Origin of the sequence: Microcoleus sp. AR_TQ3_B6, assembly GCF_036702785.1 — a bacterium.
Taxonomy (GTDB): Bacteria; Cyanobacteriota; Cyanobacteriia; order Cyanobacteriales; family Microcoleaceae; genus Microcoleus.
Window position 1 is genome coordinate 57,884 of record NZ_JAUBVJ010000002.1, and the last position, 19,478, is coordinate 77,361.

General features: G+C 46.2%; 16 protein-coding genes. 4 read left to right on the forward strand and 12 right to left on the reverse strand.

Features of this window, described 5'->3' with window-relative positions; all coding sequences use genetic code 11:
• Window positions 1-456: 456 nt before the first annotated feature.
• Window positions 457-906 carry a nucleoside-diphosphate kinase gene (gene ndk, locus QUB56_RS01490; RefSeq protein WP_332952527.1) on the reverse strand — a complete coding sequence of 150 codons (450 nt, stop codon included), beginning with the start codon at window positions 904-906 and terminating at the stop codon, window positions 457-459.
• A gap of 629 nt (window positions 907-1,535) precedes the next feature.
• Between ndk and QUB56_RS01495 the strand changes: the two genes are divergently transcribed.
• Window positions 1,536-2,291, forward strand: a complete 756-nt coding sequence (locus QUB56_RS01495) for a hypothetical protein (RefSeq protein ID WP_332952528.1) — start codon at window positions 1,536-1,538, stop codon at window positions 2,289-2,291.
• A gap of 12 nt (window positions 2,292-2,303) precedes the next feature.
• Here the strand turns inward: QUB56_RS01495 and proB are convergent, their stop codons facing one another.
• The 8 genes from proB to QUB56_RS01535 all read right to left on the reverse strand — a co-directional run bounded on the left by proB (window position 2,304) and on the right by QUB56_RS01535 (window position 11,396).
• The gene (proB, locus tag QUB56_RS01500) at window positions 2,304-3,413 is read right to left on the reverse strand and encodes a glutamate 5-kinase (RefSeq protein WP_332952783.1); all 1,110 of its coding nucleotides are present in this window, start codon (window positions 3,411-3,413) and stop codon (window positions 2,304-2,306) included.
• A 116-nt stretch (window positions 3,414-3,529) separates the two neighbouring features.
• On the reverse strand, window positions 3,530-4,051 hold the full coding sequence (locus QUB56_RS01505) for a YqeG family HAD IIIA-type phosphatase (protein WP_332952530.1): 522 nt from the start codon (window positions 4,049-4,051) through the stop codon (window positions 3,530-3,532).
• Window positions 4,052-4,200: 149 nt separating this feature from the next.
• A complete protein-coding gene (mltG, locus tag QUB56_RS01510; protein ID WP_332952531.1) occupies window positions 4,201-5,325 on the reverse strand; it encodes an endolytic transglycosylase MltG in 1,125 nt (374 codons plus the stop codon).
• Window positions 5,326-5,605: 280 nt separating this feature from the next.
• Window positions 5,606-6,640, reverse strand: coding sequence for an RRXRR domain-containing protein (locus QUB56_RS01515; RefSeq protein ID WP_332952532.1), 1,035 nt, complete (start codon window positions 6,638-6,640; stop codon window positions 5,606-5,608).
• A 456-nt stretch (window positions 6,641-7,096) separates the two neighbouring features.
• On the reverse strand, window positions 7,097-7,672 hold the full coding sequence (locus QUB56_RS01520; RefSeq protein WP_332952534.1) for a DUF3727 domain-containing protein: 576 nt from the start codon (window positions 7,670-7,672) through the stop codon (window positions 7,097-7,099).
• A 316-nt stretch (window positions 7,673-7,988) separates the two neighbouring features.
• Window positions 7,989-8,447, reverse strand: coding sequence for a Holliday junction resolvase RuvX (gene ruvX, locus QUB56_RS01525; protein ID WP_332952537.1), 459 nt, complete (start codon window positions 8,445-8,447; stop codon window positions 7,989-7,991).
• A gap of 250 nt (window positions 8,448-8,697) precedes the next feature.
• Window positions 8,698-10,023 carry a GNAT family N-acetyltransferase gene (locus QUB56_RS01530; protein ID WP_332952540.1) on the reverse strand — a complete coding sequence of 442 codons (1,326 nt, stop codon included), beginning with the start codon at window positions 10,021-10,023 and terminating at the stop codon, window positions 8,698-8,700.
• 191 nt (window positions 10,024-10,214) lie between these two features.
• On the reverse strand, window positions 10,215-11,396 hold the full coding sequence (locus tag QUB56_RS01535) for a F420-0:Gamma-glutamyl ligase (protein ID WP_332952542.1): 1,182 nt from the start codon (window positions 11,394-11,396) through the stop codon (window positions 10,215-10,217).
• 814 nt (window positions 11,397-12,210) lie between these two features.
• Between QUB56_RS01535 and QUB56_RS01540 the strand changes: the two genes are divergently transcribed.
• On the forward strand, window positions 12,211-13,488 hold the full coding sequence (locus tag QUB56_RS01540) for a hypothetical protein (RefSeq protein ID WP_332952543.1): 1,278 nt from the start codon (window positions 12,211-12,213) through the stop codon (window positions 13,486-13,488).
• 259 nt (window positions 13,489-13,747) lie between these two features.
• Here QUB56_RS01540 and QUB56_RS01545 read toward each other — a convergent pair whose 3' ends face one another.
• On the reverse strand, window positions 13,748-14,488 hold the full coding sequence (locus QUB56_RS01545) for an SIMPL domain-containing protein (protein WP_332952546.1): 741 nt from the start codon (window positions 14,486-14,488) through the stop codon (window positions 13,748-13,750).
• A gap of 141 nt (window positions 14,489-14,629) precedes the next feature.
• On the opposite strand from QUB56_RS01545, the gene QUB56_RS01550 reads away from it, so the two are divergent.
• The gene (locus QUB56_RS01550) at window positions 14,630-15,025 is read left to right on the forward strand and encodes a YkvA family protein (RefSeq protein ID WP_332952548.1); all 396 of its coding nucleotides are present in this window, start codon (window positions 14,630-14,632) and stop codon (window positions 15,023-15,025) included.
• A 209-nt stretch (window positions 15,026-15,234) separates the two neighbouring features.
• On the forward strand, window positions 15,235-17,601 hold the full coding sequence (pcrA, locus tag QUB56_RS01555; protein WP_332952550.1) for a DNA helicase PcrA: 2,367 nt from the start codon (window positions 15,235-15,237) through the stop codon (window positions 17,599-17,601).
• A gap of 151 nt (window positions 17,602-17,752) precedes the next feature.
• Here the strand turns inward: pcrA and QUB56_RS01560 are convergent, their stop codons facing one another.
• Entirely contained in the window at window positions 17,753-19,018 is a 1,266-nt protein-coding gene (locus QUB56_RS01560; RefSeq protein ID WP_332952552.1) for an FGGY-family carbohydrate kinase, read from the reverse strand.
• Window positions 19,019-19,224: 206 nt separating this feature from the next.
• Window positions 19,225-19,437, reverse strand: coding sequence for a type II toxin-antitoxin system HicB family antitoxin (locus tag QUB56_RS01565; RefSeq protein ID WP_332952555.1), 213 nt, complete (start codon window positions 19,435-19,437; stop codon window positions 19,225-19,227).
• Between the last annotated feature and the right edge of the window lie 41 nt (window positions 19,438-19,478).

The following is a 19,478-nucleotide window of genomic DNA, read 5'->3' on the forward strand; positions in this document are numbered from 1 at the left end:
ATTTCCCACTTGTCTGTATAAAAAATGACCATTTTGGTTCACAAAATTCCGCAAAAACCGATTGTGACAGTGGAGGGTGCGGAAAGAGGGTTAATTGACTTCAATTCTAAAATCTAACATCTAAAATTTAAAATCTAAAATCGATCTCAGCCAGGTACAAGCCCCCGGATTCATTCGTGGATCGATAAAAAAGCTCAGAATCCTCTTCACTTGCCCCCGAATTTATCAGTGGGGTTGCTTTATTCAATTCTAAAATCTAAAATCTAAAATCTAAAATCGATTGACCGATATAACTTCAATTAGGGAGACATTTTTTGCACGTTTATCCTGATTTAATTATAGTTCATTTTATTTTCTGTTCTATATTTTACGGTTTTGAGTGAGTCAGCAACATGATACCTCATCTTTATGAGAAAGGCTATATCTCCCGATTAATCAATCGGGAGAATATCAAAACTACTCCACAATCCAAGGAGTTAAACAAGGTGTCCAAGCACTCAATTCTTCATCCTTGAACCAGAGGCTAATTTCCGCACGGGCAGTCTCTACAGCATCAGAACCGTGAATAATATTGCGGCCGACATTCACAGCCAAATCGCCGCGAATTGTCCCCGGTTCTGAATTCAAAGGATTTGTTGCGCCAATCATTTTCCTCGCCGAGGCCACAACGCCGTCGCCTTCCCACACCATCGCCACTAGAGGGCCTGAAGTGATGAAGTCTACCAGTCCCGCAAAAAAGGGTCTTTCTTTGTGTACGCCATAATGCTGTTCGGCAAGTTCGCGACTCGCCGTCATTAGCTTCATGCCAACTAGCTTAAAGCCTTTGGCTTCAAAACGACCGATTATTTCGCCGACGAGTCCGCGCTGTACGCCGTCGGGCTTAATCGCTAAAAAAGTCCGTTCCAAGATTAACTCCTATAATTTTCTTAACTGATCCAAAAGATAGAGTAACTCAGAACGTACCTAAAGGCAATTCTGGGAAGTGGAAATTGTCATTTTGAGACTTATGGCAGAAGAAAGAAGCAAGAAGTCCTAAGTCCCACGAAAGAGGGAAGAAGCAATAAAAGCAAGGGTTAAAGAAACCCGGTTTCTAGGATAAATCTTTGTTTAGCAGCGATGTATCTGCGAAGAAACCGGGTTTCTAGACTCCTATGCGTCTAGGACCCATTTGCAGGGCTCATCCCGATTTTGTAAAAAGCATTTTTTAGGAGTGCGAGCAGGATGATCGCTTGGCTATATAAGCTCGCTCAGCATTTAAATTAGCTCTAAATAATCAAACTCTTGTGGCTTAACTTTCAGCCACGCCCGAAATATGCAATTTAAATGTAGAATAGCTTATCTCTAGCGAGCAAGATGCTCCTACTCCTGGTATCCTATGATACAAGTCACAATTTCCTGTGACTAGAAACACTCTTACCTATGATGTTAAATACACATATGTATGATAACAAACACAATTATTTTGGAGCAAAAACAGAGATAATTAATCAAGGTCTGAACATGATATTGAAAGCAGCCATTCAGGATTAAAAGCAATGCAAAAGATTGTAGAGTTCATCGAAGAAAAAAAGCAAGAGTTTGCAAACTTGCCATTATTTGAACTTCTAGCTAATAAACACATTCACCCGAATCAACGACTAATTTTTGCACCTGTACTCGATCCTTTGGCAGTGGGCTTGAGCGACTTAAACAAGTACGTCCTCCGAGAATCTTCCAGCAATAACAAAGTTCAGGAACTGATTAACAAATATACTTACAAAAAAAACTACTATTGGCACGGGTATCTGGAACACCTAGAGACATTGCGGTTCAATCAATTAATGAGTTATGGCGACTTCAGACTGCTTTGGGGTGAAGAAACTAAAAAAACTCGATCGCTCTGTTCAGCGCTCGAATGCTATGCTTTCCAAGCCTCTCCCATTCAGAAACTGGTGTTAGTGGAAGTCCTCGAAGCAACGGCCACAGTTTTTTTTGAGGCGGCCCTAGCAGTGGTCATGGAATTACAGCAAATTACCAAAAAAGAATATGTTTATTTGGGAGGAGGTTATGTGAGTTTAGAAAATCATCATCTTTTAAACAGGTTTGAGATGTTGCAAGTTTTAGCAGAGATAAAACTTACTGATGCGGAACGCCAAGCAGCTTTTGAATTAGCACAAAATGTATTTGAACTGTTTACAGAAGTAATGAACGAGCTGTTCGGACACAGCCAAACACATTCTTGCAATACTGTGCTGCAAGTATCCTCAATTTCTGCATTCGATCGCGCTTTCGACTGTCTCGATATTTGTTAGTTTTAAAAATTACTAAACAATCACTAAATTATCTCGGTGCACCGCCGTTTCTACACCGGGATAGCCTAAAATATCAGCAATTTTATCTGACTTGCAGCCCTGGATTTGTCTCAATTCTAAACTGCTATAATTCACAAGTCCTCTAGCAATTTGCTTGCCTGCTGTGTCGCACAACTGCACGGAATCATCAGCTTGAAATTCTCCTTCTACTTGAGCAATACCCGCAGCTAAAAGCGATTTTCCACCCTGGGAAATTGCCTTGACAGCACCCGCATCTAAATATAGTTTTCCTGCCGGAATTAGCACGTTAGCTATCCAGTGCTTGCGAGCGTTTACAGGGCGCGGTTGAGGCTCGAATTGAGTACCGATCGACTCTCCGTTGAGTATTTTCTCGATATTACCAGGAAAGCAGCCGTCAGTGATGACTGTGCGCACTCCCGATGCAGTTGCTATTCTCGCCGCTTCTATTTTTGTCACCATACCGCCGGTTCCCCAACCACTGCGGGAATCTCCTGTTTGCACCTGAAATTCTGTTAGCTGTGCCATACTTTGGACTAGGGCGATCGGCTGGGCGTCGGGATTGCTGCGCGGATCGGCGGAATACAGCCTATCGACATCTGTGAGCACAAACAACCAATCTGCTTCTACCAAACTCGCCACCAGTGCCGAAAGCGTGTCGTTATCACCAAATTTGAGCTCGTCTACCGCCACAGTATCATTTTCATTGACGATCGGAATCACGCCCAACCTGAGCAGTTGTTGAAAGGTATTGCAAGCGTTAACATAACCGTTGCGCTGCACTAAATCGCCCCTGGTGAGCAATACTTGAGCGATCGGCTGTTGTAGAGTAGTAAACAAGTCATCGTACACGCGCATCAGCCGCCCTTGGCCCACGGCCGCCACAGCCTGTTTCAGAGCAATGTTTCGCGGGCGTTCCGTCAAGCCCAAGCGCGCGCAACCCACCCCAACCGCACCTGAAGAAACCAAAACTACTCGATGGCCTTGCTGCCGCAAACCGGCTAAAATTTCGACTAATGCAGCAATAGTTGACAGAGCTAAGTTTCCCGTAGTCGATCGAGTCAGCGTCGAAGTTCCTATTTTAACAACTATAGTTTTAGTCATTGGTTTGTTGACTGTTGACTGTTGACTGTTGTTTGTTGTTTGTTGACTGTTGACTGTTGACTGTTGACTGTTGTTTGTTGTCATTAGTTACCAATGCCCTATGCCCTATGCCCAATTTAATCTTTAATTTTCAGAGAAGCCCCCAAAGCTTGAGAAACCCACACTTCAAAAGAGCGCACCGGATACTTGCGAAGCGCATACCCAGCATCAACCATTGGTTCCACTAAAATAGTGAACATACCCAAACGATTGCCTGCCAAAACATCAGTAAAAAGTCGATCGCCCACCATCGCCACCTGTTCCACCGGCAAATTCATCGCATGAATAGCCCTTCGCAACTTGCGACGCGACGGCTTAGCCGCACCCGTGATGTAAGGTAGATTCAAAGACTCAGCAATCCGACCGATCCGAGCCTGACTTAAATTATTGCTCGCCAACCACAGCGATACCACTGGTTTTATTTCTTCCACCCACAGGGTTAGTTCAGGAGAAGCATTCATTGCTGTAATGGGAACGAGAGTTTCGTCCACATCCAAAACTAATCCTTTAATATTATGTTCTTGCAGAATATCCACCGTTAATTTCATGACTGAATCGCCCAGAACTAAGTCAGGCTGCAGTATTTTACCCCAAGTCATAATGATTTTAGATTTTAGATTTTAGATTTTAGATTGAGAAATAAGAAATTGGAAGTTAAAGATTAAACAAGTAAAAAATCAAAAGTGAATAATTATTGCTTTTGCTTTGTTACTTTTGACTTTTTACGTTTGTATTAGTCATTGCCCATCTATGGAGTCGATCGCAACTGCTGGTCAACTTTAGCAATAGCAGCATCGTGTTCCGCCTGGGTGCGGCTGAAAATGTGAGTGCCGTCGTATCGAGCCATAAAATACAGATATTCTGTCTTTTCCGGAGCCAGAGTCGCTTCCAGACTTGCTATTCCCGGAGATGCGATCGGAGTTGGCGGCAGCCCTACATTTACATAAGTATTGTAAGGAGAAGGCGTTTCCACCTGCTTAAAAGTCAAGGGCTTCTCCTTAGTTTGCCTGATGCCGAGGGCGTATTCAACCGTCGGATCTGATCCCAACTTCATGCCCTTATTCAAGCGGCTGGTAAACACCCCAGCAATGCGATTGCGCTCCGAAGGAACCACAGCCTCTTTTTCCACAATACTCGCCAGCGTCACCCACTCTTTCAAATCCAGCTTAGTTTTCTTCTGATTCTTTTGATATATCGGCAAAGCCAACTCCTCGAAGCGACCGAGCATTTGCTTGATGACAGCTTCCGGGGTAACTGCATCGCCGTCTAGCTGATAAGTATCTGGGTACAAAAACCCTTCCAAATGAGGCAGGCCGCTCGGCAGCCAAGGGTACTGAGCGTAGGGAACTTGACTCGCCGCCGTCATAAAATCCTTAGCCGGGAAAAAACCTTGCGCTTCAAAATAAGCGCTCATTTGTTGCAGCGACCACCCTTCTGGAATCGTGAAACTCTGCTGTACCACTTCGCCCTTCCAAATTTTCTCAGCAACTGCACTCAGAGGCTGAGTCGGCGACAGTTGGTAAGTTCCCGCTTGAAAACCTCCATCGCGGTTTTGCAGAGTCAGCCAGCGGGCCCACATATTCCATGCCGAGCTCGATCGAATCAACCCCGCCGCCTCTAAATCCCGCCCGATTTTTTGACTGGGAGTACCCTCGGGGATTTGGATCAAAACAGCAGCATCCTCTGGCGGGGAAGTTGACGTTTCAGCTATTTTAGGCGGGGCGGAAGCCCAGCTCCACCAAGCCCAGCCCTGCCAAGCGCAAACCCCCCAGATTGCCGGCAGCAACGCCAGATAATACAACCATTTAGAGACTTGCGGAGTTCCTTTTCGGTCCTCGCGCGCGCTGCCTTTTGTCATTTGTTCTTTATTCATTGCTGCCTACAACTGGTACAAACATTGACGGTAAGTCCTATTTCTAGGTGTATATTTTCCTTCGCCACTGACCACCAGAGAGGTTAAAAACGAGGGAGGCATTCTTAACGTCTTGCGGGATACCACTCCCAGGCAGTGCAGTAATTGGCTAGACACTTTTTTAGTCCTGAATTAAGAAGGTGGTGAGTCTTCCTCTTTTCAAGCCCCGCGCCTTCAGGCTGGGGTTAGTGACCGAAATTTCTGGGTTTGAAACCCCCTGCTTCTAGCACGGCTTTACAGATTAATTTGCGGAGCGCCACGAATTGTAAGACAAAAACTTACAATCTGTAGGCGCTGCATTTTGGCACAATCGCTTGCTTGTTTTTAGAGCGTGCAAACTAATTGTTTTTCGCTGTGGGTCTTTCTTTGTTGGCGACTCTTGCCAACCCCCAACATAACAGAACCCATATTTAGGGTGTTTAACGATTGAACCGCGCTTAAATTCTGCACTTAAATTTCCGCCGTACCGAGAGCGGACATGACCAGTGGAATGCTGCAAACGATGGAGCTGTCGGGGATAAAACTCCAAAGGGATTACTTCTATTAGCTTGGTATTATCGGGCTGGATATGTCCTCCGATATACCAATTAGCTAATACCCAAGAGTCAACGCAATGAGCCTCAAACAAGTTTGACAGCTTTTGTTTAGACTTGAACAGTCCTAAATCTTGACGCATTTTACAGCTGTCAAAGCCCTGCAAAATTTCCAGGTGAGCAATTTTCTCAATTTCCGAGTAGAACCATCGTTTACCTACCTCCCGAGGATTAAAACTTGTATTCCATTTCTTAGCTCCCTTCCCGGTTTTTGCTTTAACGTCTTCTACAACAAATGTCGATATCGGAAACATCAAAGTCAACCATTTGGCAATCCTTAATTGCCACTGCCATCTCGCTTTAGTCGATGGGGGGATGCGATTTTTATTGACCGAGGGATTAGTTCGGTTTTGACGGCAGGGAGTATTGCGAAACCGCCTACCGCGTCGCATATTTCGTCTGACCTCAACGCGATCTTTTACCCAATCAATTGCATCGGTTTGGATGTTTAAGTAGGTATGCGTTCTGGATTTAACGGTAAATCCAGAACGCTTACTACCTGGGTCACTACCAACTGCAATTGGTTGATAGTTGTGGCTTAAAGGTTTTGCATTCAATCGAACACAAAATACTCCTTTTTTAAAAAACGGCGTAGCTTTGCCCGATTCGATCCAACGTCTAGCCCGAGCAGGGGTAGTTGGCATCAGGGGACGGTTATTGCTGCCTACAACTGGTACAAACATTGACCGTAAGTCCTATTTCTAGGTGTATATTTCCCTTCGCCACTGACCACCAGAGAGGTTAAAAACTAGGGAGGCATTCTTAACGTCTTGCGGGATACCATTCCCAGGCAGTTCAGTAATTGGCTAGACACTTTTTTAGTCCTGAATTTAAGAAGGTGGTGAGTCTTCCTCTTTTCAAGCCCCATGCCTTCAGGCTGAGGTTAGTGACAGTCCGTTGTCCTGGATAAGCGGCGGTTAACTAGCGACTAATGACTGATGACCTGCGATTGATGACCGAAAAGTTACGGATACAAGCCGTTTAAAAGACCCAATTCACGCGGTTCCATTCAAAAGCGCGAGCGTCAAGGCTGAAGGCACAATCTCGAAAAAATTCGATCGGGCGAGCAGTTTACTTTTTTTATAAAATAGTAAAAAATTCTGCTTTTTGCCGTCAGGCCTTCTGCCTGCAATTAATATCTAATCAAGCTCGTCAAAGAACTGGTCTTCCAGCATAGGCAACATCGGTTCCAGCCTTTGAAACTCTTCTTCCGAGAGCAATTCTGGCTTGCCGTCATCATTCATTCTAGCCAATATAAAGAACGGGTCGAGAGGCGTATAAATGGCATATTCCTGCTCTTCGTGGTAGAAGCTGGTGAGCCACATCAGCTCCTCAAACTCGGACTCCTCATCCGGATCGGCATCGGATGCCATATCGTCTTCGGGAAATTCCGGCAATTCGCCAACCACAGTCAGCGTCACCGCCGTGCGTCTGAGGGTCAAGTTCTGCTCTTGCAGCACAACTCTAGCTGTATCAAAAATTTTGTCAATTTCGGTCTCGTCTTCTACAGGAATTGCGGCTTCGTCGGTATCGTCTCCGTGCCAAGTAAAAATTTCTACGGGTGAGTCAATCGGAAGCAGCAAAGCGTATTCTTGACCTTCTAGATTCATAGAATATTCTATGTTGCAAGTTAGCGATCGCCCAACTTCATCCGTCAGGGTGACGGACTCTTCGTTGGAATTGCCATTATCTTTGCGGTATGGGGATGAGGACATCGCGTGTATCTTATTTTCCGTCAATAATTCAGTAACGTTTGCTTGACAATTGGGAATTTTTGTGGCGATATTATGGCTAATCGGGCGACTATCGCCAGTCCACAAGCTTAAACCGCGAGACTCCCGGAATTTTGCACAGGCTCCGAGTGCAGCGTTTCAATCTCAGTCGAGTCCGCAAGCGACACTGAGGAGAAATCACAATTTTGTGCTTCTTCAGTACCGAGGGTACAGCAAAATTTTCTCCAGTGTGTCAAGGGTTACAGGTGTGCTTCGCTTTCCTTGCACAACCAGGATATCACGCCTCTGTTACAAGCTATCAAGGATTGCCACTTGCGCAGATATTTTGCCTCCGCTCGTCCAACCACTGCTGCAAAATTAGGGCTGCTGCTTTGCGATCGATCGAACCCTTATTTTGCGACACCGAAATCCCTGCTGCTTTCATCAATTCCTCTGCCTCAACCGAAGTCAGGCGCTCGTCCACGTACTCTAGGGGGAGCTCTAAGGCTCTGGCGATGCGATTGGCATATTTTTGCACCTGTCGGGCTTGGGCGCCCAATTCTCCGTTCAGGGAGTAAGGCAAGCCAGCCACTAAAATTTGCACTCTCCGCTGTGAGACGAGCTCTCGGAGATAAGCTACGTCCCGCTCGAAGGACGATCGTACCAGAGTTGTAATCCCCGTAGCTATTAAACCGGTGCCGTCACATCCGGCGATGCCGACTCGTTTGAGACCGATATCTAATCCCAGTGCTGAAATACATAATTTATCGTTGGACATTATCAATCAATCAATCGATTTTAGATTTTAGATTTTAGATTTTAGATTTACTGTTGTTTCCCGGAGATAATCTTATTTAAGGAACCGCTTTCGACGCGAAGTGCGCGAAGGCAGAAGAGAAGAGAAGAGCAGAGCAGAAAGTAAGAAAAAAATAGTTGGTACGACCTTACTTAATGGTAGGGTGCGCCCAAGAGCAGAGACGGCTGCTTGGATGAAAAATTTTTTACTTTCTGCTTTTCACTATTAAGTATTAACTTTTCTTTTGGGAGCCTTCGTCTAGAGGCAATTCGGGCAATTTTAGAGGCAAAATGCTGATGATATCTGTTGCCGATGATTCGGAATTCTGGAAGTTCAAGGGGTTAACTTGATTCGTTTGGCTGTTTCCTGAGTCAGCCAACAGGGATTTTATCTCCGAGGACGCGGATCCTGCTGTGGCTTCCCCAGCCATCGGGCCGAGCCAGGACATCCTGCCCGGTACGGGTTTGCGAGTTGGCTGGAAGCTTTGCAGCATTTCTGATAGCTGGAGTCCTTCGAGAGACACCAACTTGGACTCGCGCAATTTGTGCCACACCGATCGAGACATCAGCAAACTGTGTTCCACGCGCACTGCTCCAAATTGCTCTAAATAAGCTTCCCGTTCCGGCTGATAGTCAGCGGAAGCCAGTTGCAGGCTTTGAACCGGGAAATCTTGAACAAGGCGCGCCATCTGGGACAGCAGTTCCGGGTAAAGCCAAGTGTAGGCCGGGTGTACCGTCAACTGGGCGACGTGCGGTTGGTGGCCGTTGCGGGATAGCTGCACCTGAAAATAGCCGATCGCGGCTTTCCGCTGCGGTTCAAACACGTAACCGCTGACTACCTCTGTTTTTGCCAGCCACTGTCTGACACCTTCGACTAAAGCGCCTAAAAAACTGGTTTTGAAATCTTGAATGTGGCGGTCGAATACTTGGCGCACCAGCGGCGGCATAGACGCGGTATCGAGTTGGTATAGCAACTGAGCGTCCGCGTTGCTGACCGGCAGCAGGTTCGGTAAATCTGGGGTCGAGGAAGCCATTTCCACAAGGCGTTCTGGGGCGATCGTCCAGTAAGTCATCTGGGCCAAAGGCTGAAACCCGTTCTGCCGATACAAAGCCAGGGAAGTTTTGTCACCGACATTCACCTCCAACAGCCATGTCCGCGCCTCCCAGACTGCCTCAAAGCAGTACCGCAGCAGCATGGAACCAATTCCTTTGCTGCGGGCTTCCGGGTCTACTCCTATGCGATCGATCCGCCAAGTGCTGCGGGTGCGGTTGAAAGGAGAAATCTGAATTATGCCCTTAACTTTCCCTTCTTCTTCGGCCACGTGGGCGCGGAACAAGGACTGACAAGGGTTGGGAAACCAGCTAAAAATCTTTAGCAGTCCGTACCAGCGACGAATCTGCTGCAACTTTCTACCTAGTACCAAGTCGCAGCTTGCGCCTTTACGGTTTTCTGGCTCGTCGGCTGTTTCCGCACACAATTGTTCCATCGCCTCGATGTCGCGATACTGAAACGGGCGAATCACAACCTGGTTTGGGTTTTGGGAGGGAAATGAAGTCATAGCATGAAAGTGGGGAAGGGAAATTTAAAAATAAAAATTCAGAAAGGGGAAGAGTTAGGGAAGTTTTGAGTTTTGAATGGGTAAATTTTGAGTTCAAAACTTAAAACTTTTGATTCTTCTCCCTTTCTCGATCGAGGGAAAATTAAAAATTTCAAATCATCTTTTTGAATTTTTAATTTTCAGTTTTCAACTCAATATTTTTGTGGCAGAGGTCGAATTAAAACGACCGGTGTGCGCTCGTCAGCATTCCCGGCCGGGTTGCTGCGCAAGGCTTGCTCTAAAAATGTTACCGATAAATCGGAGGTCGCTGCTAATATCTTAACTGCTTTCAAGTCATTAGCGTCTACGATCGCCGCCGCAAGTCCGGTTTCTCGTTGAATTTCTTCTACTACTTGCTGGGGATTGTCCGGGCCTAGGACAATAAATTGGTCGAAGGGAGGCAAAGTCCCGGTAACGTCGTCGATCAGCCTTGCTTGTTCCCCTGCAAGTTGGTAAAAGACTCCCGGTTTGCCAAATATTTTGGCCACAGCGCCGATTGCAAATGCCGCCACTACGCGCCAAGGCCCAACTACATCAACCAAGGTCTGCATCCCGCAAGCCGTCGCCAAACTCGACGTGGGCAAGAAAAACAAGCACACTCGCTTTGCCGCCCATCCGGGTTTGACTTCGCTGGGATGGCGGTAGCGTCCCTGCATCAAAGCTAGGGGAGTTTCTGCCAAGGCGACAATATCGCCTTTCTGAGCCCGCGGCAGCACGTACCGTTTGACAATTTCGACGGGATTGTCCAATTCCGCCAGTATGTGAGTGCGAATCGGCAAGACTTCTGCAACTCCGACATTTCTGGCGATGGGTACGGTGTCCGAGTTGGGAAATTGCAGCGGGACTACTACGTTACGGACTTTGGGGATGCGCCCGCCCGGGCCGTAGGTGACGAAGTGTACTTGCACCCAAGCTGACTGCAATTTGGTTAAATCTTGCCCTTGAATGTCTACAGATACTTTAATTTTTGTGTTTTTTTGGGCTTTAACAATATAGCCGAACCAGTAATCGTCTGCTCTGGCTGCTGCGTCTTTGTGGCAAGGAATCACCTTTGTCTGGGAAGTAACGCCATCTAAACTTCCGTCTGACAGCAGTTTCACCTGTGCCTGCACGGACGGCAACATAATCTCAAACCGCTGTGTCAGGTTGCGGAACTCCATTTCTCCGACTAAAAGATAGCGGTTGGGTTCGGAGATGGCTAAGCGCCATTCTCCGGCTGTTAGTTCTAGTTTATTTGCACTCCCTGTCCGGCGATAGTTCAACTCTAGGCCCAATCCGCCCAATGCTAGCAGCGAACCGGCTGCTGCGATTCCTGTTGCTAAAGTCTCAATCACTCAAATCACCGCCAATAATATTTTGTGTTTACTGTAGTCGATCTCGGGTACTTTAAGCGCCGATCCGGTAGTAATTCGATTGTGTTCAGTTGGTTGGGGGCGATCGAACTTATGCCCAGTTACACGTAAGTGCGAGCGCCTCTGGCGGCTAAAGCGGTCAAGTTGCTGTTCACAGAGCTCCTTCGTGATTTAGAGCGCTCCCAAATCAGGCGTTGCTCGATCGGGGTATGAAAAAAATCCGTTGAAAATCCCGAATCTTTGTGGGTACTGGTTTCTATGACTTGCATATTTAGCCTTTGGGACCGTAAATCAGCAACGTCTACAAAACAAATCACTTAATTCAATAATTAAATAGTAGATTTTTTTTACATAAATATATCCTTTTTGAAGGTTATTATATCATATCAGATAGAGCGATCGCTTTTTTTTTTAGAACCCGTAAGCCAACAATACCTGCCAACAATATCCATCTCAAAAAAGCGCCACGACCGGGATATTATGGTTAATCTATCGGACCTGATATCAGGTGGCAGTCCACATTTTTTTTAGAATATTTATTAATCATTTAATCTGCAAACAAGTCTGTATACATGAGTTATTTTTGGTTCCCTAAGCTAAGACTGTGCCAGATGTGCGATCGCGCGCCTCCTGTTTCCTCAAGGTCGAATGAACAGCGAGCCGCTACCGCGCTAGCGGTAAGTAATTTTGAGAATCTACTTCTTAAGTAACAGTCAAAATCTAATTCTTAGGCTGTAGATTTTATTAGAAGGAATAGGTAGGCTAGTGAATGTAGTAGTAATAGCCCAGGATATCTATGACTGAATATACGCAGCCTTTTAACCAGCCTAAAGCAAATTCTGACTCCCAGGAAAAGAATGTTGACAATACCGAAAATCAGCAGCTTCAGGCTCAGACTAACGAAAATACAGAATCAAACCAAGATCAATCGTCAGGCTCAGGCATTGGTGCGAGGATAGCAGGAGCAGCAGTCGGTGGTATACTTGGTGCTCGCTCTGGAGGAATTATTGGTGCTGTAGCAGGCTCAGTTGCTGGCGCTATGATTGGTAAAGGTACTGCTGATACGGTTAACCGTGCTGTAGATAATTTAGGCGATGCAGCACACACTGTAGCAGACGGTATTAAACATACTGTAGAAGAGCTAGGGACAGTAGCAAAGGAAACTGCTGAGGAAGTTAAACCATCTATCAAAGCTACAGCAGAAGCAGTCAAGCAGACAGTTGAAGAAACCAAGCCTTCGATTACAGGTATAGCCGAATCTGTCAATCAGACAGTTCAGGAAGCGAGGCCTTCTGTAGTAGATGCAGTCAAGAGCGCATCCGAGGAAGTCAAACCTACGATTAGAGAAGTAAAAGATTCAGTCAAGCAGACAGTCGAAGGTGTCAAGCCTTCTATACAAAGTGCAGCGGACTCTATTAAGAGCACTGCCGATGAAGTTAAGCCTTCTGCCAAAGCTGTAGCTCAGGAAATTGAGGGTGCCACTAAGGAGCTTACATCGACTGTAAGAGAGACAGCGAAGGCAGTGGAGCCATCGATAAAAAGTGCAGCCGACTCGCTTAAGTCATCTGGTAAGAGTGCGGCTGAATCAATCAAGTCATCTGCTCAAAGCGCCGCCGAATCTGCCAAAGGTGCAGCGCAGGATGTTAAGTCATCTGCCCAAAATGCAGCGGAATCTGCTAAAGATACAGCGCAGGATGTTAAGTCATCTGCCCAAAATGCAGTCGAATCTGCTAAAGATACAGCGCAGGATGTTAAGTCATCTGCCCAAAATGCAGCGCAGGATGTTAAGTCATCTGCCCAAAATGCAGTCGAATCTGCTAAAGATACAGCGCAGGATATTAAGTCATCTGCCCAAAATGCTACCGAATCTCCTCAAGGTGCAGCGCATGATGTTAAGTCCTCTGCCCAAAATGCAGCCGCATCTTTCAAAGGTGCAACGCATGATGTTAAGTCATCTGCCCAATATCTAGCCGAATCCCCCGAGGAAAATATCGATACGGATATTCACATCTCCGGCAGTCCTGAAGCCAAGGAAAAAGTGGTCATTCATGACAACAGAATAATTAAGGACTAGCTAAAGTAAGGACTTAACTCCAGCTTGTTAAAGCTAGCCCTAAGAGAGTTTAACATAGAGTGGATCTTAGAAAAGAGTCCACTCTTTTGTGTGTATGAGGAATGCGATCGCCTAGGGTTTAACGGAGAGTCTATTTATTGAGGAACTCTCCCCCTGAAGATGGAAAGATTCCGTTCATAGTTCATAATAGGTTGTAGCCATTTATAAATCGAGAAATAGTTAGGGTGAAGCTGAGGTGCCCAGTTCAACCCCTAACTATTTAATATCCAAATTGCAAAGTCACAGAAGCTTCAATCTGCTGTTCCCCTCCCACCACAGGCGTTGTAGCATCAGCATTAGCAAGGCGAGCAGCAGCCACCTGCCGGTACATAGGAGGTGGCGGGCTAGCACCGTTGACTTGAATGTTAAGAATCTCTCCCCGCTTCAGGTTTAGGGCGCTAAAGACTGCATCTGCTTGCGCTTGAGCGTCTTGAGTTGCTTTTTTGAGTGCTTGTTTTTGAGCTTGTTCGATCGCACTGTCGGCGGCCACAAAGCTTACACCTTGAATTCGCGTTGCTCCCGCTTGCACTGCATCGTCGAGCAAAGTGCCAGCAGATTGAGTATTAAGGCGAAAACTGACGGTATTTGTAGCAATATACCCTATTAGCCGCTGCTGGTTGTTTTCGTAGGTGTAACTCGGGTTCAGGGTGATGCCGGTAGTTTCGAGTTTTTGCACTTGGCGCGATCGCAGCAATGCTACCACAGCGGACGATCGCCTCGCCGCTTCCTGCTGCACCTCGGCCGCCGTTTTCCCCTGCACCTCAACCCCCAAAGCAACTTGAGTCTGGGTTGTCGGAATCGCTTCCACACCCCGCCCAGTGACACTCAGCGTTCTAATCCGCTGTTCTTGAGCAACCGCCGCATCTAATCCCACGAAACTCACGAGAGTTAAGGTTAAACACAACGCTGTTAGCAGACTACCGAAATTAATGCGATCGCCACGTTGCAAATTTGAATTCATAAACTTGATTCTCCTCACATACAACAGATGCTATACTTTACCTTCACACTGAAATTGCTAAATATCCGCCTTGTTACATTTTTAGCAACTAAAAAAAGTCTAAGTCATTAGTCATGAGTCATCATTCATGAGTCATTAGGCATGAGTCATTATATGCAATCCTTAAAACAAGCAGCCCGCCGACTCAAAAAAGAGACTTACGCTGTTTATTTAGCCAGTACAGACCAGAGAGTACCTTGGTACGCCAGAATTTTAGCAAGCCTTACGGTTGCCTATGCTTTTAGCCCGATCGACTTAATTCCTGACTTCATACCGGTTCTCGGCTACTTAGACGATTTGATAATTGTACCTTTGGGAATTTGGCTGGTACTGAAGATGATTCCGCCACAGATTTTAGCCGAGTGTCGGGAAAAAGCAGCCGCAGAAATAGAGCGAGGAAAACCGATAAATCGGGCTGCCGCTGCTGTGATTATTGCCATCTGGATTGGCTTGGGAATATTAGCTGCAATCTGGCTGACACGGATATTTAAACGTTAAAAAAATTACCTATCTAGTTATAGTGTCGGGTGCGCATTGCGCACCTTACCTTAAAAACTCGCTTCGCCAGAAAATATTTAAAGTTTCAAAAATCACCGTTCTAGTTATAATATATAGTGCTCGCGGCGCACCTTACCTTAAAGAAAACTCGCGGTATCGCATACCAACTATTATTTACCCCCTTAAAAAATTAAACTAACTTTCTAGTTATGACACAAACCACTGATTTCCTCAGCCACCTCAACCCATCTCAGCGCCAAGCAGTCGCCCATTATAACGGGCCGCTGTTAGTAGTAGCGGGCGCTGGTTCCGGCAAAACCCGAGCTCTAACTTACCGAGTTGCTAACTTAGTTCGCACCCATCGAGTCGATCCTGAAAATATTCTGGCGGTGACATTTACAAATAAAGCCGCCAGGGAGATGAAAGAAAGAATTGAGAAATTGCTGGCAACTCAGCAAGCTGAAGCGGAATATGGCAAACCTTTGGTAGACTTGACCCCGGATGTGCAAACTTCATTGCGCTCGCACATTTACCGCACAATTACCAAACACATTTGGATGGGGACTTTTCACTCTTTGTGCGGCCGGATTCTCCGCTACGATATTGAAAAATACCAAGACGAAAAAAAACGCCAGTGGAAGAAAAATTTTTCGATTTTTGACGAGTCAGATGCTCAAAGCCTCGTCAAACAGATTGTTACAAAAACCATGAACCTCGACGACAAGAAATTTGACCCGCGAAAAGTCCGCTATGCCATCAGCAACGCTAAAAATAAAGGTTGGTCGCCTCAAGAATACCAAGCAGCAGAACCGGATTATCGAGGTCGCGTAATTGCCGATGTTTACAGTCGCTACCAAGACGCTTTAGCAGCCAACAATGCCCTAGATTTTGACGACTTAATCCTCGTTCCGGTTAAACTTTTGAGCCAAAACGAGCAAGTATTAAGTTACTGGCATAAAAAGTTTTGCCATATTTTAGTTGACGAATACCAAGATACCAACCGCACTCAATACGATTTGATTCGGATGTTGGTGACAAATAACGCCGACCCGAAAAACTTCGATAAATGGCAAAACCGCTCGATTTTTGTCGTGGGCGATGTCGATCAATCAATTTACAGCTTTCGGATGGCAGATTATACCATATTGCTGGAATTTCAAGAGGATTTCGGAGATGGTTTGTCAGACGAGAAAACTCAGACAATGGTAAAATTAGAGGAAAATTATCGATCGCGCGAAAACATCCTGCAAGTCGCAAACCACTTGATCGAACACAATACCGAACGGATCGAGAAAATTCTGCGCCCGACGCGGGAACCGGGAGCTCCGATTGTTGTCTGGCGCGCCGACAACGAATTAGATGAAGCGGAATTTGTAGCGGGTCAAATTCATTCCTTAAAGCGCCAAAACTCCGAATACGAAAACGGCAGTAACTTTGCGATTCTGTACCGCACAAACGCTCAATCTCGATCCTTTGAAGAAGCGTTAATGCGTTTAGACATTGCCTACAATATTGTCGGCGGTCTCAAGTTTTACGATCGCAAAGAAATCAAAGATATCCTAGCATACCTGAGGGCGGTTGCCAATCCCGACGATAGCGTCAGCCTCAAACGCATCATCAATACACCCCGTCGCGGCATTGGGGATACCACATTTTCCAAAATAGAAGACGCTGCAACTCAGTTAGGCATTCCGTTGTGGGAAATCCTCAGCGATGAATCATCTGTCAATACTCTAGCAGGGCGATCGGCAAAAGCTATTATTAAGTTTGCCGAAATGATTAGTCGTTGGCAATCGCAAGTTGAAACTCTGCCAGCTTCGCAAATTGTCCAAGGAATTATCCAAGATTCAGGCTACATTGAAGATTTGAAAAATCAAGGAACCGAGGAAGCCGAAAATCGGATAGAAAACGTCAGAGAATTGTACAATGCAGTGCTACAATTTGAAGAACAAAACGAAGAACCGACCCTGACATCATTTTTAGCAAAAGCATCATTAGCATCCGATTTAGATGACTTGCAGGAAGAAGATTCCCGCGTGTCGCTGATGACGCTGCACTCAGCCAAAGGGTTAGAATTTCCCGTAGTATTTCTAGTCGGAATGGAACAGGGTTTATTTCCTAATTTCCGCAGTTTGGACGACCCCAAAGCGATCGAAGAAGAACGCCGTTTGTGCTACGTCGGCATCACTCGCGCCCAGGAATTGCTATTTCTCACCCACACTCGCGAACGCCGCTTGTGGGGAGGTTTCCGGGAACACTGCACCCCTTCGCTATTCTTAGGAGAATTGCCGACACATTTGCTAGCTGGAAGTGCGAAGAAAACTCCAGCAGGCAAAAAGGCCGCCTCTAAAGGAAAAACTAATAATTCAGCAGCTAATTCCGGCAGTTCTCAAGCGGGAACCAACGTACAATCGGTGGATTGGCAAACCGGCGATCGGGTTTTCCATCATGCTTTTGGAGTGGGAGAAATTACCCACGTTTTAGGGTCGGGCGATAAAACAAATCTAGCAATTAAGTTTTCCGGTTTGGGCAGAAAAATCATCGATCCGAGAACAGCTAAATTGCAGCGAGTGTAAGTAAAAATATCAGAGTTTGCGGCAGTTCAAACCGCTTAAACAAACAAAATTACCTCCCTTAGCCAACTGTATAGCAAAGCATCTGCGTTAATCAGCGTTAATCTGCATAAATCTGCGGTTTCCCCATCCATCCAAGATTTATGCAACAACTCTAATCAGTCACACCTCGCATTGCTAATAAAGCCGCCCCATAAGCAGCCGCAGTATGAACCGGCGTTGCAACAGCCACTTTTAAATAACGCTGTCTAATCGCACTCCAAACCAAATTTTTTGCCCCCCCGCCAGCAGTATAAACTTTTGTCAAAGCAGTTGCACCCAATTCTTGCAATAATTGATATCCCCGCGCTTCAATCCGCGCTATGCTTTCTAGCAAACCGTGCAAAAATTCCACAGAATCAGCGGGACGCGGTTCGAGTCGGGGCGACAAATTCGGGTCATTAATCGGAAAGCGATCGCCCTTTTTCAACAATGGGTAATAATCCAGCAAACTCTCTTGTGCTGGATCAATTTGTGTGCTATAATTCTCCAATTCAACATCAGTAAAAAAATGCCGCAGCACCGCACCTCCGGTATTAGAAGCACCTCCAACTAACCACAAATCGCCTAATTTATGACTGTAAATCCCGTATCTAGAATCATCTACGCGGGTATGACTTAACAGTTTAACTGCTAGTGTAGAACCGAGAGAAGTTACTGCTTCCCCTGGTAAATTAACACCGCTTGCTAAAAAGGCTGCAATGCTATCGGTTGTGCCAGCACAAACCATACAATCGCGGGGAAAACCGAAGCGATCGCCCACTTGAGCTCTTACTTCCCCCACAGGCGTGCCCGGTGCGAGAACTTGTGGCAATTCAGGAGTTGCAGCGCCCGCAATTCCCTCTATCAGCCAATTCGGATAGCACAAAGTATCAACATCGAAACCGAGTTTCAAAGCATTGTGATAGTCGCTAATTCCCAATTTTCCGTGCAGCAGAAAAGCCAGCCAGTCAGCTTGATGCAGGAAAAATGTAGGGGCGGTTTCCTCTCGAAAGTGTTGGAACCACAGGAGTTTGGCCAGACTGGATGTAGCGCTCAATACTGTGTGGTTGGCAGGGGCGATCGCCCGCAACCTCTCTGTCACCGCTGCACCGCGCGGATCGTTGTATAAAATGGGGTCGCATACTGGTATACCGTCGGTATTGCACAGCATGACAGTGGAGGATGTGCCGTCAAGGGCGATCGCCCTTACCTGATTGCGGATTGTTGGGGGAATTTGGTCGATCGTATCCCACAGCGCATTTTGCCACACTGAGGGCAATTCCGGCTGTTGCGCGCGGGCAAAAGTATGTTCTGTCTCGCAATGGATTGTACCCTGGGAGTCGATGATTGTCGATCGGGCGCCAGTCGTGCCGAAATCTATTCCCAAATAAAGATTCATTTGTTACTCCCGCGAATTTTCCTATATCTCAGAAACCGGGTTTTTTTACGAAAATCTTTCGTTGTCACCCACAGATTAGGTAAAAAACCCGGTTTCTTTGGCATTAGTGCGTAAGTTCATGGCTTAAGCATGGGGGCTAGAAACCCGGTTGCTACGAGTTTTGCGTTGAGTGACGAGAAATCTAGAAAGAAACCGGGTTTCTGAGATTACCGTGCTTCGACATATTCACAAAGCGTAGTTGGTTGGGGAATCGCTAAACCTTCCTCTCGCAATCCTTCTAAGTGAAATTCTATTGCTTCTTTAATTTGCTGCTGTACTTCTGCAAGGGTTGCGCCTGTGGCGGCACATCCGGGTAAATCTGGTGGATATGCTGAATAATTATTGGGTGTTTTTTCGATCACAATTGCATAACGCATCATTTTATCTCGAATTTAGAGTAGATTAGGATTTACGCACTGAC

Coding starts and splice junctions, on each gene's coding strand:
- QUB56_RS01495 (WP_332952528.1), top strand. CDS start 1,536: ATGCAAAAGATTGTAGAGTTCATCGAAGAAAAAAAGCAAGAGTTTGCA.
- proB (WP_332952783.1), bottom strand. CDS start 3,413: ATGACTAAAACTATAGTTGTTAAAATAGGAACTTCGACGCTGACTCGA.
- QUB56_RS01505 (WP_332952530.1), bottom strand. CDS start 4,051: ATGACTTGGGGTAAAATACTGCAGCCTGACTTAGTTCTGGGCGATTCA.
- mltG (WP_332952531.1), bottom strand. CDS start 5,325: ATGAATAAAGAACAAATGACAAAAGGCAGCGCGCGCGAGGACCGAAAA.
- QUB56_RS01515 (WP_332952532.1), bottom strand. CDS start 6,640: ATGTTTGTACCAGTTGTAGGCAGCAATAACCGTCCCCTGATGCCAACT.
- QUB56_RS01520 (WP_332952534.1), bottom strand. CDS start 7,672: ATGTCCTCATCCCCATACCGCAAAGATAATGGCAATTCCAACGAAGAG.
- ruvX (WP_332952537.1), bottom strand. CDS start 8,447: ATGTCCAACGATAAATTATGTATTTCAGCACTGGGATTAGATATCGGT.
- QUB56_RS01530 (WP_332952540.1), bottom strand. CDS start 10,023: ATGACTTCATTTCCCTCCCAAAACCCAAACCAGGTTGTGATTCGCCCG.
- QUB56_RS01540 (WP_332952543.1), top strand. CDS start 12,211: ATGACTGAATATACGCAGCCTTTTAACCAGCCTAAAGCAAATTCTGAC.
- QUB56_RS01545 (WP_332952546.1), bottom strand. CDS start 14,488: ATGAATTCAAATTTGCAACGTGGCGATCGCATTAATTTCGGTAGTCTG.
- QUB56_RS01550 (WP_332952548.1), top strand. CDS start 14,630: ATGAGTCATTATATGCAATCCTTAAAACAAGCAGCCCGCCGACTCAAA.
- pcrA (WP_332952550.1), top strand. CDS start 15,235: ATGACACAAACCACTGATTTCCTCAGCCACCTCAACCCATCTCAGCGC.
- QUB56_RS01560 (WP_332952552.1), bottom strand. CDS start 19,018: ATGAATCTTTATTTGGGAATAGATTTCGGCACGACTGGCGCCCGATCG.
- QUB56_RS01565 (WP_332952555.1), bottom strand. CDS start 19,437: ATGATGCGTTATGCAATTGTGATCGAAAAAACACCCAATAATTATTCA.